Origin of the sequence: Paenibacillus sp. UMB4589-SE434, assembly GCF_030226685.1 — a bacterium.
Taxonomy (GTDB): Bacteria; Bacillota; Bacilli; order Paenibacillales; family Paenibacillaceae; genus Paenibacillus_B.
The window spans coordinates 240,360-255,851 of the sequence record NZ_JASOYK010000001.1 but is presented as its reverse complement, the minus strand read 5'-3'; the positions used below and the strand labels follow the sequence as shown (position 1 = coordinate 255,851).

The following is a 15,492-nucleotide window of genomic DNA, read 5'->3' as shown; positions in this document are numbered from 1 at the left end:
AACGGCTTTTCCTTATATACTATGCTTGTTATTAATGCCTTAGACACTCTTGCGATGGCTCTTCTGACGGCGAGACCGTCGTCTTTGTCTCATGCGGTGAAGCGTTGACTTTCAATGAGAATTAGGCACTCCCACTGGCTTATGCCGCACAGGATCGGAAGTCTTGGATACTGTTCCTACCGAAGTTACCCCAGTACCTACACTTGTTGAACTGCCCTGACTGTCCCGTAAAATGGCGTCCACTTGGCGCTTCACTTCAGGGTCACGCTCAATTAGTTCCTTCACCCGGTCAAGGTTAAAAGAATCGTTATGCGACGTGTGGCTTGCCTGATGTCCAGAACTGTCCTGCAACTGCTCTTCTAATCCGGTATTACCCATTACAGAAAAAGCCGATTCCATCACTTTGCCTTTTGCTTTTCCTACAACATCGGACATCATGTCTCCCGCAATCTGCAGTTTGGACTGCAATTGTGATAATGAACGACGGTCTGCCATGTACATACCTGCTAACGTACCGACAGCCATACCTGCGATAAATGTTGTGATTCTCACCGCTGTTCCCTCCTTGTCATGTTAGGATCAGTTGTAGTGTGAGCGTCACAAGCGTTTCACATTCGCTTCAATTTCAGGAAACCCTGACACCGCTTCTTAATGTAATAAAATGTGCTTCTGGAACCGATCCTAAGCGCAGCGGCAAATGCGATGTTCCGAACCCTCTAGAAATAAACAACTTTAATGGTATGGCATCACTGTCACCACGTTTGACTGAATACCACCCAGCCAAGTACTTTCTGTAGAAAGCACTCGTCTTGATCGGTCCATATCCAGGAATCATAATTTGCCCACCATGTGTATGTCCAGAGATCACAAGTTCAACCATATCGGGAATACTTGAACGAATAATGCCTGGGTCATGAGAAATTAGAATGCAGCAATGAGGCTCATCTCGCGGCGCCTCTAACGCCCAATCGAGATTTGTATTCCCAGTCGTCAGATCATCAACGCCTACAATCCACATCGTCCCATCTCCCTGCTCACAGCGCATAGCCTCATTATCGAGCAGCCTTATGCCGAGAGAGGACAACTCTGCATCCAACCTTCGGGTATCTCCCTTATGATCATGGTTGCCATGCACCATTACAGTGGCGCCCAGGGTACGCAGCTGCATAGCATTATCAATTGCTTCCTTAACTGGAGCATCTCGCTCCGTTACATCTCCGCCTATAATAACAAGCTGCGCTTGTTGGTGCATCTTAAGATGAGTCATATGCTCTTCCGTAAGCTTCCTACGATGTAGATCACTAATAAAAAACAATCGGAGCCCATCCATAGATACAGGCAACTTTGTCAACCATACTTCCTCTTCTGTCACTTGAAATAATCGTGCCACTCTTCTCATATGCAGAAGCAGTATAAGTATAATAAGCAGTACTGCCAGCATACTTGCAGCTGCCCACATGCCCAGAGCCATCATCGTCAGTACCCCTCCATCGTCGTATGACGCCCCCAAAACAACAATGCCACAAGCAATCCGATAAACAACAAAAACAATAAATTATAAAACCATTTCGCCAGCCTACCATAATTGGAAGGAAACAAAATTTGACGCGGTGGAAGGGACCGATCCTCTTCCTCTTCTAATAAACTTTTGTGAATTTCCTCATCATCAGCAGCAGCCTGTTCATCCACTTCCTCTTCAGCAGGTTGTTGCTTTAGCTGACTTAGTGCTTTAAGTGCCCGGCTCTCTACAAATGAAGGCTCTAAAGGGGATTCAGCCTTGAGTGCATCTGCTTGCTGTTCCCTTTTGTGTCTTGTCATTTGCATCTTACTCATTCTTCCCTTCGATAACGCAATATCAATCCCATAATAAAATCAATTAAAAAGTGTGCTGCAATCGGCGCCCATAATGATTCTGTCCAAATATATATATGGCCTAATCCATAACTGATGCTGAATACAAGCGCAGTTGGTAACCAATGCCTCAAATATCTGACATGAATAGCTGCAAAAATAATGCTGGTCCAATAAGGACCAAATGTATGCTGAATAGCTCCGCGAAATAGCATTTCCTCGCATATACTCACAACAAGCGCTATAACGGCAATATGCCAGAATGGCCGCGTGCGGAACATTTTTTCATTAATGCCACCATCATCTGTGACATCATCAGGAACGAATCGAGAAATAATTAAATCCAACACTATAACCGCAGCTGCCAGTCCAGCCCCCCACAACCACGCTTCATACCCGTTTGGAAACAACAGCAATTCAAGCGGGTTCCTGCGGGAAACAACAATCCAGATTACGCCTACAATTAGTGTTAAGGCTTGTGTCAAATACAAATTAAGCAACAGCGTCTTATCATCAAGCTGGTCAATTTGAACCTGTCTTTTTTTGAAATCTTTCCATTTCTCTTTCATCTCATCCCTACCCAATGTTTGATGTAATTGGAATACATAAATACGATTCAATTCTGTTTCCAATTCTCTCACTTTTGCCCTATACTTATGTCAGGAATGAGCCGATATACCTAGTACATACAACGTTTGACGTTCTCACACAGCAGTATTTCTTAAAAAATAAGACATTGTTCCTACTGAACGTGCAAAAGGAGAGGTATAATGGAACGGAATCCGACAAAAATACAATTTTTATTCAGCATGAGCTTTCTGTTCACGCTCATTCTATGTATTGCGGCTTTTTTCTACGGTGTTAAGTACGGTACCGATCAAACAGAGGATAAGTACAGTAAACAGCTGCAACAAATATATGCCGAAAGCCATCCTGGCAGTTATCAACAGCAGGACCTGGTCTCGTATTATCATAACGTATTTCGGCCTTACCGTGAATTTGAAATCCGTTGGTTCGACACACTGGCTAAATTATCTCAAAATAACCATAAAGCAGTCGAATCATTATCTAAGCTGCAGCATATGGCTCAGGAACAATACAAGCTAATTAAGCTTGTTGCTTTATCAAAGGGTGCTTCTGAACTTACCCTTTCTCAAGCCAACTATGCCGCGAGCCTTTCACGTTTCAATGACGGGCTGAACCACATCATAAGAAATGCGCGCCAACAAGACAGTAAGCTGGATGCTTCCCACATTCAGCAACAAACGCAGATCAAAGAAGCAATGAAGTTTGCGTTAAAGGGTCAGCAGCAGTATTATTCTTCGATTCTTGTTTGGAGCAGGGCGCAGGATGATACGATCAAGCAGCCTAGTCTTAAAAGCAAAGCAAGTACCGAGCAATGGAAAACAAGTTCATTCTCTGCCAAAAATAAATACATAGCTGATTACCTGCTCCATCAAGGAGTAATTAAACCTTTTCTGCCACAAGACTTAACGGCTAGAGTAGATGAAATTACTAGACAGGCAGGACGTTCCAGTACAGCAGTCAATAGCCAAAGTGTTGATCATATAATTAAGCAATTACTGTCAACAAATGGTGTTCATGCACAGGATTACAAACGAGTAAAGGGTGCTCTATACAAAGTCGACAGCATCCCGATGCTCCCGATGTTTGTAGAATAAAGACGATTGCACACCCTATCTTATCCTAACAAAACTTTTGACCAGTATTCAACTACACCCCTTGTAACGAATGGGACTTCCCACAATTCAGGGCTATTTCTAATAAATATGCAGCAGCTTGATTAAACGTATTTTTTAATATTTTGTGAAGGTTCGAACTCAATTCCAAAGCATTATCTCTCAAAACATGAACATTTAACATACAGCCAATTGATATTATTCGTGTTTAAAGGTATTGACAGTTGTTAAGAACCGTGTTACATTAAGTAAAATTTCATGACTCGAACAACATTGAAGGAAAAGAACAGACTTGGAGTCTTCAGAGAGCCGATGTTAGGTGCGAATCGGCGGCGAAAAGTTATGTTCCAGCATTCCTGAGTTATTATGCTGAAACTTAGTAGTAGGCATAGTCGGTTAGAACCCGTTAACGTTTATCGTCTCCCCGGAGATGACAAGGCTGTTCATGCGAATGCGCAGCGAATTAGGGTGGTACCACGAATCCAACTCTCGTCCCTTACTACGGCAGTAGTATGTGGATGGGAGTTTTTTTGTTTAGATTTTAGGAATACACAAGAGAAGTGCATCGATTGTCGTCTTCTCAAAACCTGCTGCAAACGTTGGTTTTAACGCATTAACGCGGTCTTTTGTTTGTGAATAATCTCGTTATGAGATTGATCTAACTGTCTGTAAAAGACAACATTATTATTAATGGAGATTGAGGGAGGAATTCACATGTTTAAAGTATTAGTGTCGGACCCAATTAGCGATTTCGGGATTCAGCTGCTCATGGATGCACCAGACGTCAAGGTTGACAAGAATCCCGGCTTGACTGAGGATGAACTGGTTAACATCATCGGCGACTACGATGCGCTGCTCGTTCGCAGCCAAACAAAAGTAACTCCGCGGATAATGGAAGCCGGAAAAAAACTGAAAGTCATTGGTCGTGCAGGCGTTGGTGTAGATAACATTAATCTGGAGGCGGCAACACAGCGCGGAATTATTGTCATTAATGCCCCAGACGGCAATACGATCACAACATGTGAGCATGCATTTGCGATGATGATGGCCCTCTCTCGACATATCCCTCAAGCCTACGTCAAGACAATCAACGGAGTCTGGGACCGCAAAAGTTTCTTAGGTGTAGAATTACGCAATAAGACGCTTGGGGTACTAGGTATGGGTAGAATCGGCAGCGAGGTCGCTAAACGAGCTAAAGCATTCGGTATGGAAATCATAGGTTATGATCCTTTTATGACAGACGAACGTGCTGAGAAGCTTGGCGTAAAGCTCGGCAGCGTCGACGAGATTATTCGCCAAGCTGATTTTATTACCGTTCATACACCGCTCACGCCTGAGACCAAGCACATGATTGCACGTCCGCAATTCGAGGTTATGAAACGTGGGATGCGGATTATTAACTGCGCACGCGGCGGCATTATAGATGAGCTTGCACTAGTTGAAGCTATTGATGAGGGCATTGTAGCTGGGGCGGCATTTGACGTCTTTGAGGTAGAGCCACCAGCACCAGATCATCCATTCCTAAGTCATCCGAAAGTGGTTGTAACACCTCACCTTGGTGCTTCTACTGTTGAAGCACAAGAAAACGTAGCCATTGACGTGTCGGAGCAGGTCCTGCATATTTTACGTGATCAACCGTTTAAGAATGCGGTTAATATGCCGCCCGTTCCTGCTACAGTCATGAACAAAATTCAGCCTTATTTTAATCTCGGTTTAAAACTCGGTCAATTTGCAGCTCAAATGTCAAAGGGAGCCCTTCTGGAAATTGTCGTCAATTACTCAGGTGACTTGGCCGAAGTCGATACACAGCCTCTGACACGATATATTGTAAAAGGCGTGCTGCAGCAGCATCTTGGTTCTGAAGTTAATATCGTTAACTCGATGCATCTTGCTAAAGTCCGCGATATTAACATTATTGTTCAGAAATCACATGTGGCAAAAGGATTTACGAATCTGCTTACCGTTACTCTTCGTACGAATGAGGAAGAACGCCTTGTAGCTGGAACACTGCTTAATGGTTATGGCGAGCGGATCGTTCAGATTGATAAATACCCAGTAGATGTTGCGCCAGAAGGACATCTGCTGTTGATCAAACATAACGACAAGCCAGGCATGATTGGTTATGTAGGAACTTTGCTCGGTACAAACGATATTAATATCGCTACGATGCAGGTTGGACGCAAGATCGTCGGCGGCTCGGCGATTATGGTACTGGCCGTGGATCGTGTTGTTCCTAAAGATGTAATGGCGAAATTAAAAGGCATAGCTGACATAAACAAAGCAAAAGAAATACTTTTTGTGTAGCTTAGATATCTAAACCTCAATTGTTTCACGAACAACAAGATTTATACTTATATTATGACGTCTGCCAACGGCAGACGTCATTTTGCGTCTCAACCTGATCCGACTATCTAACCCTCGACAGAAGACAAGTCCTTTTGCGCAGACCTCCACACTTTATGGCTTGCGCTGATAATTATGTCGTAATCTTCTGTAACCTGTTGCCTTGTATCGTTCCATACAACAAAATGGCTGGCTGGAAAACGAATAATCCGTTTTCCAGCCAGCCACTATTATGATGAATACCATTAATCGCGTTCCAACAGCATAGGTCTCTGCCTAACCGGTATTCCAATTGAGAAGGTCGTTCCATAGCCAAATGAACTACTCACCTGAATGGTGCCTTCATGAGCTTCAACGATATTTTTGACAATAGCTAAGCCGAGACCAGTGCCCGTTGTCCCTGCCCTCGTTCTTGCCTTATCAGCCTTATAAAATCGTTCGAATACGTACGGTATATCTTCATGTGGTATACCTTGACCGTGATCCTCCACATGAATCCAAAGTCGCTCTTCTTTGCCTTCGCTTAGCCGGACTGTCCGGATCACAATAGCCTGATCCGCTTGTGAGTGCCTTAACGCATTGTCCAGTAAGTTCGTGAGTACCTGCTCCAACCGATCTTCATCTGCTGAAGGCAAAAAGGAAGGTTCAGCTTCGCATAAAGCGGATATCGGTATTCCACGTTCCTTGGCAATAACCGCGTATTTACGTACAACACGCTGGACCAGCTCGTTTGTATCCACTTCAGCCCAATGCAAATGAATATGTCCAGCTTCCATCCGGGCCAGGTCAAGCAAATCTTTCACCAATCTGCCCATTCGTAAGGACTCATCATGGATAACCTGCACCAATTCTTGACGTTCTTCCGGTGTCGCTGCAATATCATCCATCAATGCCTCGCTGTAACCTTGAAGCATAGAGAGCGGCGTGCGGATCTCATGAGACACATTCGCTACAAAATCTTTGCGCAGCTTCTCTAAGCGAACCTCTTCAGTCACATTACGCAGCACCGCCACAACACCACGAACACGGTTCGCATTGTATAACGGACCCATCACGACAGACCAGACTTCCTTCTGGACATGTACCCGCTCCGTTACTTCAACTGCTTCGGATAATACTTTAAGGTAGAGCCTGCGTAGCGGGCCTGGTACGGCCGAAGCAGTCTGATCATCCTCAAAGTCATCCCATTCGATTGCGTTCCATGTTGATAAGTTCGCCTGACCATGCGGATTGGCTAGCAGGACATTCCCATCTGCATCAAAGGTAATGACAGCATCTGTCATACTTCTTAAAATACTGAACAGATGCTCTTTCTCCTGATGCAAATCCTGAATCAAAAAATTAAGTTCCTCGGCCATATGATTAAATGTGCTGGACAACTCGCCGAGCTCATCCGAGGAACGTATCGTTACCCGTGAAGAATACTTGCCTTGACGGATCGTATCCGCAGCTTGCTTCAATTGTCGAAGCGGTTGTGTAATTTTCGTAAACAGAAAAAAAGCAAAAAACGTCGTTAACGAAAATCCGATAATGCCCGTATAGACAAATAGCTGCTTAATATCATTCGGATGCGTAAAATTACTGTCAATATACGGCAGTAAATAAAAACCTAAAATAAGCAGTATACACGCGACAAGACCAATGATGGTCATCCACAACTTTCCAACAACACTGCGCCAAAATTTCACGTTATTTAGGCACCTCTAATTTGTAGCCAACACCCCAGACGGTTGTAATCATGGAAGCTGCTTCTGGGGATACTTTGTTCAGTTTCTCACGCAAGCGCTTCACATGGGTATCCACTGTACGGAGGTCACCGAAAAATTCATAATTCCATACGTCTTTAAGCAGCTCCTCACGCGAGAAGACTTTATCAGGCGACACAGCAAGATAATGCAACAATTCGTACTCCTTCGGTGTCAGGCTAATCTCTTGGCCTCCGGCAGACACCCGATGAGCATCGTGCTCGATAATAAGATGCGGGAACACAATGTTGTTGCTTGTCTTCGGATCATTGGTCAAGAAAGCCGTCGCTGATGAACGACGCAGAACCGCTTTCACACGATAAATGACCTCGCGAGGACTAAATGGCTTCACCACATAGTCATCTGCCCCGACTTCAAATCCTTGAACCCGGTTCATCTCTTCCCCTTTGGCTGTCAACATGATGATTGGCGTTGCCTTAACCTGGCGCAGCCGGGTGCATACTTCCATCCCGTCAATACCAGGCAGCATCAAGTCAAGAAGTATCAGGTCGTAATCGTCGCCGATTGCTTTACGCAGCGCTTCCTCACCATCTTCGGCCTCATCGATATCGAACCCTTCTTTTTCCAGATACATTTTTAGCAAACGCCGTATCCGTTCCTCATCATCCACCACAAGGATGCGGTTCACTTGTTCGGACATGCGCGATTCCCCTTTCCAGATCGAAAACATGTGTATTGTTGTATTTTCTAAGTATAAGTCAGGTCACTCTATACACCTGCATAAGAATGCAAACCAGAAATAATAAGATTAACCCCTAACAGCGTAAACATCACAATGATAAATCCAATAACAGACAACCACGAGGACCTCGTGCCTTGGAAACCGCGAGATAAGCGAAGGTGCAAATAAGCACTATAACATAACCAAGTAATCAGCGCCCACACTTCCTTCGGGTCCCAAGCCCAGAATCGGGACCAGGCAATCTGAGCCCAAATCATCGCAAATACAAGTCCGCCGAGTGTAAATATTGGAAAACCAATCGCATTGGATCGATAGCTGATCTCATCAAGATCATCAGGGTCCATCCCTCGCAGCAGCGGCTGAATTCTCTCTGCTATTGGCTTACGAATAAGGAGTCGTATAATCCCGTATAACAGCAATCCGCCTATAAGAGACCAGACAGTCGTGTTTAACTTACGGGCAGCTTGCACACCTTTCATCCAGTCTGGCGCTTCCATTAACGGCAGCGGGATGCCAAGCAGCGGCTTAATATCTGCTGGTTCACTGTTCAGTGGTGCAATAAGCGGCGGCATTGTATACACAGTTGATTCTATTTTACTATTAATTTGGCCCTGCTTGTCAACTTCTTCGACACGTTGATTGATAGTCACTTCATAACCAGCGCCACGATAACTGAATACTACTGCTGTAAAGCCGATAATGACAACGATTAGCACCATAATCATTTCCAGCCACACCTGCGGCCGTTTAGGTGCATCTGGTGCCCAGTTCACGCAGCGGATCAAATGCATTAAGCCGGCAATAAATCCGATCCCAAAAAAAGCGTATCCAAGCGCAACCATCGTTACATGAATTTTGAGCCATACCGAATCCAGTTGTGGAATTAACGGCTGTACTTCACTCGGAAATACGGAAGCGTACGCCATAATAATAAAGGCAAGCGGAACCGCAAATACCCCTAGAACAGGTGAACGGTAAATAAGGTACATCACAATAAACGCACCAATGATCATCATCGACAGGAATGACATAAACTCGTACATATTACTTACCGGAATATGTCCTCCGCCAATCCAGCGTGTTATGAAGTATACGATCTGTGCTACAAGTCCAATCAGTGTAATAACAAATGAGATCGTTCCCCATCTGCGCTCATGTACTGCGGGATTCGATTTCTTCTTGTTCCCAGCCATAGCAAATACAAACATAATAAAAGCAATACAGAATAAGAAGAATGCGATTAGATAAGCGTCCTGACTAATTTCCAATAACAACTTCACGCCTTATTCCCCCCACGGTCAATAGCCTTAGCGTCCACTTCCAATTGTGTAGCCTGCAAAACCCGAGCTACTTCATTACGCAATCCAAACCAGTTCTTATTCGTATGCGCTCCAAGGAGCAGCTGCTGATCTTCTAATCTGATCCAAATACGACGATGCTGCCAATAGAAGCCCATAACAAGACCTATCATGCTGATCGTTGCTCCTATCCAGACAAACGGCATTGCTGTATCTTTACGAATATTCAAGTAACTGGTCGATTCAGAGATGGATACATCATTCATAGATGCTACTTCAATACGAAGCTTCTTCATGATGTCGCGGTTAATGGCCTCTTCCTGAAAGCGAACTTTGTCTTTCTGCAGCGGGAAGTACATATACGGTTCGCCGCTTTCCGGAAGATTGGGACCCTTGATGACAAATACAAAGGCAGGAGCATTCGGTTCTTGAGTCTTCGTCATCGGTGTCCCTTTCTCATCAAGCGCAAAATCCAAATACTTTTCTCTCAATTCCAGTGTATAAGGACCAACTGTATACTGAGTGTCGGTATTGGACATCTTTACATCAAAAGAACCGAAATTTTCTCCGGTCTTCTGGTCTTTCAGCATTGGCTTGACGGAAATCAGCTTAGGAGTCAGGTCGAAGTCGTACTGATACGCCAATATGCCGTCATATTCAAGTGGGTCATTGACGCGAATATCGTATTTAGTCACTTGCTCCAGCTTCGGTTCTAGTACAGGGTCGTCACAATTGCTCACGCAGCGAAACAATGTTGCCTTAGTCTCAAACAGCTTCGGCATCACTCTGCCTTCTTTCACAAACTGCTCAGGCATTTCCTTATCGCTGTAATATTCCACTGTAAACTGATCATTTTGCAAATAATAAGGTGTGTCCGGAATCGGTCGCGGCTCTCCTTGCGGAAAAGCTGCATAATATTCCATATGCCACCCAGGAATACTCCGAGCAAGCACCGCCAACAAAAATATAATCAGACCAATATGGTTAATATAAGGTCCCCATCGGCTAAAACGATTTTTCTCAGCCATTAAAGCGCCATCATTTTTGGTTATGCGGTATCTCTTCTTGCGCAGAGCTTGCTCTGTGTCATGCAGCCATTGCTTTGTATCTATGGTTAACTCGTGTTCATATACGATACGCTGACGTTTCAAAAATTGATCATGCTTCCTGACTTTCTGCTTGTGCAAAGCACGATAAAGCGGAAGCACCCTGTCAAGACTGCATATGACTAGCGAGGAACCAATCATTACTAACAATGTAATAAACCACCATGACTCGTATGTATGCGACAAACCTAACAAATAGTAAATATGACCCAGTGTACCGTATGTTGTTTTGTAATATTGTGAAGCATCCACATTGACAAATTGGCTTTCTTGAGGATAAATTGTCCCAAGCGAAGATCCAACTAATGTAATCACAATCAATATAACAGCAATCTTGACAGACGAGAAAAAATTCCACACTGAATCGATGAGGCCGGGACTGGCTTTTTGCGACTTTCTCGCTACACCGTCATACCTCATCTCCAGTATCGAATTATTTGCGTCATCGTCATACAATGGCTTGCCACACGCTTCACACAATACAGTACCAACCGCATTTTGATGGCCGCATTCACATTTTGTATTTTGAAATGATGTAAGAACCACAATTCGCTCCTCCCTGGCAACTTAAGATCCGATCATCTGCTTAATGTAAGTATCCAACTCATTAGCGGTTACCTCACCAAGCTTGATCGCATGAACTTTACCATCCGGATTCACAAAAAACGTGGTAGGCAGCGGGCGAATACCAAAGGCTTTGGAGGCGGTCTTCTTACGGTCCAGCCACATCGGAAAATGAACCCCCATTTGACTGGCATAGTTGTTAACGACCAACGAATCTTCTCCATAGTTAACACCGATAATTTCTACACCTTTGTTCTTCCACTGGTCATAAGCACTCTGCAAAGCTGGCATCTCGCGCTTACACGGCTCGCACCAAGAGCCCCAAAAGTTCAGCACAACGGCTTTACCTTTGAGGTCCGACAAGGTGCGTACCTCACCATTTAACTGCTGAAGCTTAATATCGGGAACAGTACTTCCAACTACAGGAACTTCTTCAGACTTGAATAAAGCAGAGCCGATCGCTGAACCGCCAAGCACAAGTATAAATGCGAGAATGACGATTTGGACGACTTTGTTCCTTTTTCCCATAGCACATCGTCCTTTCTATGACTTTTTTCACATCTAGGCGGTTAACTTGCAACAATTTGATTACACCATTAACGTCCATTATAATCCAATTCAAGTCAGCCATTTCTTCCTCAATATGAAAATTATGTGTCATAGATTGTACGAAACTTCCTATTTATCTCCAGATATTGTCTTAATCGACTGTTTCAGTTCATTTATTTCAGATTTCGTCAGCAGGCGATGTTTACCACGAGCTAAACCATGCAGCGTTATATTCCCAAACTGAACCCGTCTTAATCGAATAACTTTATGGCCGATTGCTTCAAACATTCGGCGGACCTGTCGGTTGCGTCCTTCATAGATAATGATACTGATCGTGGCTTCATTCTTCTCTATATCTACATCGTGGTATTCCAATTCCGCAGGCTGAGTCATGCCATCTTCCAGCATAATGCCGTGTTTAAGCTTCTCAAGTGCATCGCCATGGGGAACACCTTTGACCGTTGCCCAATAGATCTTGCCCACGTGATGACGAGGGTGCGTCAAGCGGTTAGCTAGCTCGCCGTCATTGGTAAACAGCAGCAATCCCTCTGTGTCATAATCAAGCCGACCAATCGGATACACACGAGTTTTGATGCCTTTAATAAAGTCTTTTACTGTCTTGCGACCTTCGGGGTCTGACATACTCGTAATAACTCCCTTAGGTTTATGAAGAGCAACGACGATTTTGTCCGCCTGCGCCAATTTGTTGATCGGACGTCCATTAACGGTAATGATATCCTTTCGAGGATTCGCTTTAATACCAAGCGTTTCTACCGTTTCGCCGTTAACCTGCACCTTTCCTTCAAGAATATATTGTTCACACTTGCGGCGTGACGCAACACCCGCGTTTGCCATAATTTTCTGTAGACGTTCTTCCATTTGTGTCATTCACCTCACAACTATGATATCCGTTTGTGAACGATACCACAAGTTAATCGTTCAAAAACTTGTCGAAATGCAAAACAAAGGGCAAACTCCTGCTTTACTAGGAGTCTGCCCGATCTAAAATACCTTATAAGTGCGTAAACAATCTTCTTTATATTTTATGTAAATATAATCATACATATCACTATCGCTGCCACAAAACCAACCATATCCGAAAACAGTCCTACTTTTAAAGCGTATCTCCCTTTGCGTATGCCTACGGCACCAAAATAAACGGTTAAGACATATAACGTGGTATCTGTACTCCCTTGTATCGTGGAGGCAATGCGACCAATTAAGGAGTCAGCACCGAATGTCTTAATTAGATCCGTTGTAAAAGCTAGCGAGCCAGCACCTGTGATCGGACGCAGGAATGCAAGCGGCATGACTTCTCCAGGAACCCCAAACATATCAAGCAGCGGTCTCATCAAGCCTACGATCCAATCCATCGCACCGGATGCCCGAAATACACTGATGGCAACCATCATGCCAACGAGAGTAGGAATAATATTAATGGAGGTCTGGAACCCGTCTTTTGCCCCTTCTACAAACGACTCATATACCGGAACTCTTCGAAAGTAAGCATATAAAGGAATAAATACAATGATAGCAGGTATCGCCCACGTCGATATCGTAGAAATTAACGCGTACACGGATATCCTCCCTCTCTTGAAAATCGTCGGCGCTCTTATGTCCTAACCAACCGCTGCCTGATCTTGCTGAGGTAGTGAAGGTATGATTGGCGGTTTATGCCTGCTTCTGTACCAGCGATCCGCCAAAATAGCAGCTATCGTTGCAATAATCGTAGCAATTAACGTCGTTCCAACAATCTCGGCTGGATGAGCAGAACCAAAATTCATTCTGATGGCAATCAATGTTGTCGGTATTAACGTTATACTGGACGTATTTATGGCTAGCAGCGTGCACATGGCAGGAGAGGCAACAGACTTATCCGGATTAATCTTTTGAAGCTCCTGCATAGCACGAATGCCCATCGGTGTCGCTGCATTGCCAAGGCCCAGCAAATTAGCACTCATGTTTGACATAATAAAACCCAATGCCGGATGATTGCGGGGTACATCAGGAAACAAATATCGCACAATGGGGCCGAGTAACTTCGCCAGTCTTTGCAGCAGTCCTGCATCCTCAGCTATTCGCATCATTCCCAGCCAAAATACCATAATGCTAATTAAGCCAAAACTAACGCTAACCCCTGTTTTTGCACCATCAAATACCGCTTCGGTTACGACTTCAACACGCCCTTGCGCTGCCGCTGCTACAAAGCCTACTACTAGCATAAAGATCCAGATTACGTTGATCATCAATATCTCCTCCCCCAGCAACTCCTCAATCTATGCTCCCAGTCGAAACAATTCAACGACCACAGTTTGAAATTGCTGCAGCCAGCCTTGCATTTCAGCTGCATCTTGAGACAGTTGATTTGAACGTTCTATAGATGTCACTTGCTCCGCCTCACTTGGCTGATTGCTCGATTGTGATGGATTTTTCGTGTCTACAAGCGGTACATTGCCTACTTCTGTATTTTCTAAAAACACTTTCAAATGTCCCCGGTACCCTAGCTGATAATCGAGACTGTGCTGCTTATGCAAGTCAACTTTAAACGTTGTCTGTGCGCGCTCTTGATCCGACAAAGGATACCTCCAGTCCCGAACCGTCTGCAGCGGATATCCTTTCACTTTCTGACCTTTATCTACTACTGTATATAACGGGTAGGTGGCAAATCCGTAATCTAACATCTTTTCGTGATCCACCCAATCTGATCCATCATTTAACGTCACGGCAGCCAACTGCTGGCCATTGCGTGTTGCAGAACTTACGAGGCAGCGTAAAGCCTTTTTCGTGTAGCCTGTCTTCACTCCGTCCGCACCTTCATACAATCGGAGCATTTTATTTTTGTTAGCCCATTTGTAATCCCATTGATCATTAGGATTAGGAGCGACTTTCACTTTGGTCTTCACGATTTCACGAAACGTAGCGTTTTGTAGTGCATACGCGCTCAGTCGTGCCAAATCATTAGCAGTCGTGTAGTGACCAGGCTCGTCCAGACCATGGGGATTACGAAATTGTGTGTGTTCCAATCCTAATTCCTCTGCCTTTTGATTCATTAAATAAACAAAACCTTCCTCTGATCCCCCTACGTGCTCAGCAATTGCTGTAGCCGCATCGTTGCCAGATCTCAGCATTAATCCGTAAAGCATGTGATGAAGTGACATTTCCTCACCTAGTCGCAAATATATAGATGATCCCTCTTTAGCATATGCTTGTTTGCTCGTCTTCACTTTAGCCTGCAGTTTGCCTGCTTCAATCGCTATGATAGCCGTCATTACCTTCGTCGTACTAGCCATTGGCAGCTCTATATCACCGTTTTCACTATGGAGAATTCGTCCTGTAGTTACGTCAATGAGAGCAGCAGCTCGCGCATTTGTGTCCGGCTTGGCTACTGGGTTCTTCTCCTGCTTCTCTTGCTGCTCCTGCAAAGCACTTAACGTATAGGAGTTTGCATACACTTTTTCACCCATATACAGAGGGCATATCGTCAAGCTTAGTAAAGTTAAGCTAAGCAGAATACTGTTCCATTTGTAATTTCTTCGCAACATATAATCCTCCTTCATCTTCCAGACAACCATACGAAGTTACTCCATATGTATGCAGACAAACTGGCAGGTATGTCCAACAGTTAAGTGATAC

General features: G+C 44.4%; 15 protein-coding genes and 1 other annotated feature. Of the genes, 2 read left to right on the top strand and 13 right to left on the bottom strand.

Annotation, left to right across the window (positions count from 1 at the left end; genetic code table 11):
• Nucleotides 1–111 precede the first annotated feature (111 nt).
• The 4 genes from QP775_RS01175 to QP775_RS01160 all read right to left on the bottom strand — a co-directional run bounded on the left by QP775_RS01175 (nucleotide 112) and on the right by QP775_RS01160 (nucleotide 2,420).
• On the bottom strand, nucleotides 112–552 hold the full coding sequence (locus QP775_RS01175) for a DNA-directed RNA polymerase (protein ID WP_285102945.1): 441 nt from the start codon (nucleotides 550–552) through the stop codon (nucleotides 112–114).
• A gap of 73 nt (nucleotides 553–625) precedes the next feature.
• Nucleotides 626–1,474 (bottom strand): metallophosphoesterase, encoded by an 849-nt coding sequence (locus tag QP775_RS01170; protein WP_285102943.1) that lies wholly within the window; start codon nucleotides 1,472–1,474, stop codon nucleotides 626–628.
• 2 nt (nucleotides 1,475–1,476) lie between these two features.
• Entirely contained in the window at nucleotides 1,477–1,818 is a 342-nt protein-coding gene (locus QP775_RS01165) for a hypothetical protein (protein ID WP_285102941.1), read from the bottom strand.
• 11 nt (nucleotides 1,819–1,829) lie between these two features.
• Nucleotides 1,830–2,420, bottom strand: a complete 591-nt coding sequence (locus QP775_RS01160; protein ID WP_239327744.1) for a CPBP family intramembrane glutamic endopeptidase — start codon at nucleotides 2,418–2,420, stop codon at nucleotides 1,830–1,832.
• Nucleotides 2,421–2,621: 201 nt separating this feature from the next.
• On the opposite strand from QP775_RS01160, the gene QP775_RS01155 reads away from it, so the two are divergent.
• Both QP775_RS01155 and serA read left to right on the top strand, forming a co-directional pair.
• Nucleotides 2,622–3,533: a hypothetical protein gene (locus QP775_RS01155; protein ID WP_285102939.1), complete on the top strand. Its 912-nt coding sequence runs from the start codon at nucleotides 2,622–2,624 to the stop codon at nucleotides 3,531–3,533.
• 282 nt (nucleotides 3,534–3,815) lie between these two features.
• Nucleotides 3,816–4,051: a binding site (T-box leader), on the top strand.
• Nucleotides 4,052–4,265: 214 nt separating this feature from the next.
• A complete protein-coding gene (gene serA, locus QP775_RS01150; protein WP_285102937.1) occupies nucleotides 4,266–5,855 on the top strand; it encodes a phosphoglycerate dehydrogenase in 1,590 nt (529 codons plus the stop codon).
• Between the two features lie 284 nt (nucleotides 5,856–6,139).
• Here the strand turns inward: serA and QP775_RS01145 are convergent, their stop codons facing one another.
• The 9 genes from QP775_RS01145 to QP775_RS01105 form a co-directional block, all read right to left on the bottom strand.
• Nucleotides 6,140–7,582, bottom strand: a complete 1,443-nt coding sequence (locus QP775_RS01145; RefSeq protein ID WP_285102935.1) for a HAMP domain-containing sensor histidine kinase — start codon at nucleotides 7,580–7,582, stop codon at nucleotides 6,140–6,142.
• 1 nt (nucleotide 7,583) lies between these two features.
• Nucleotides 7,584–8,300: a response regulator gene (locus tag QP775_RS01140; protein WP_239327195.1), complete on the bottom strand. Its 717-nt coding sequence runs from the start codon at nucleotides 8,298–8,300 to the stop codon at nucleotides 7,584–7,586.
• A 68-nt stretch (nucleotides 8,301–8,368) separates the two neighbouring features.
• Nucleotides 8,369–9,622 (bottom strand): c-type cytochrome biogenesis protein CcsB, encoded by a 1,254-nt coding sequence (gene ccsB / locus QP775_RS01135; RefSeq protein WP_285102932.1) that lies wholly within the window; start codon nucleotides 9,620–9,622, stop codon nucleotides 8,369–8,371.
• Nucleotides 9,619–11,292, bottom strand: coding sequence for a cytochrome c biogenesis protein ResB (gene resB, locus QP775_RS01130; protein ID WP_285102930.1), 1,674 nt, complete (start codon nucleotides 11,290–11,292; stop codon nucleotides 9,619–9,621). The genes ccsB and resB overlap by 4 nt, the downstream gene beginning before the upstream one ends.
• A 21-nt stretch (nucleotides 11,293–11,313) precedes the next feature.
• A complete protein-coding gene (gene resA / locus QP775_RS01125; RefSeq protein ID WP_285102928.1) occupies nucleotides 11,314–11,838 on the bottom strand; it encodes a thiol-disulfide oxidoreductase ResA in 525 nt (174 codons plus the stop codon).
• Nucleotides 11,839–11,988: 150 nt separating this feature from the next.
• Nucleotides 11,989–12,738, bottom strand: a complete 750-nt coding sequence (locus QP775_RS01120; protein WP_285102926.1) for a pseudouridine synthase — start codon at nucleotides 12,736–12,738, stop codon at nucleotides 11,989–11,991.
• Nucleotides 12,739–12,902: 164 nt separating this feature from the next.
• On the bottom strand, nucleotides 12,903–13,436 hold the full coding sequence (locus QP775_RS01115; protein WP_239327192.1) for a spore maturation protein: 534 nt from the start codon (nucleotides 13,434–13,436) through the stop codon (nucleotides 12,903–12,905).
• Nucleotides 13,437–13,478: 42 nt separating this feature from the next.
• Nucleotides 13,479–14,105, bottom strand: a complete 627-nt coding sequence (locus QP775_RS01110; RefSeq protein WP_285102923.1) for a nucleoside recognition domain-containing protein — start codon at nucleotides 14,103–14,105, stop codon at nucleotides 13,479–13,481.
• A gap of 30 nt (nucleotides 14,106–14,135) precedes the next feature.
• Nucleotides 14,136–15,401 (bottom strand): D-alanyl-D-alanine carboxypeptidase family protein, encoded by a 1,266-nt coding sequence (locus tag QP775_RS01105; protein WP_481857224.1) that lies wholly within the window; start codon nucleotides 15,399–15,401, stop codon nucleotides 14,136–14,138.
• Nucleotides 15,402–15,492: the final 91 nt, after the last annotated feature.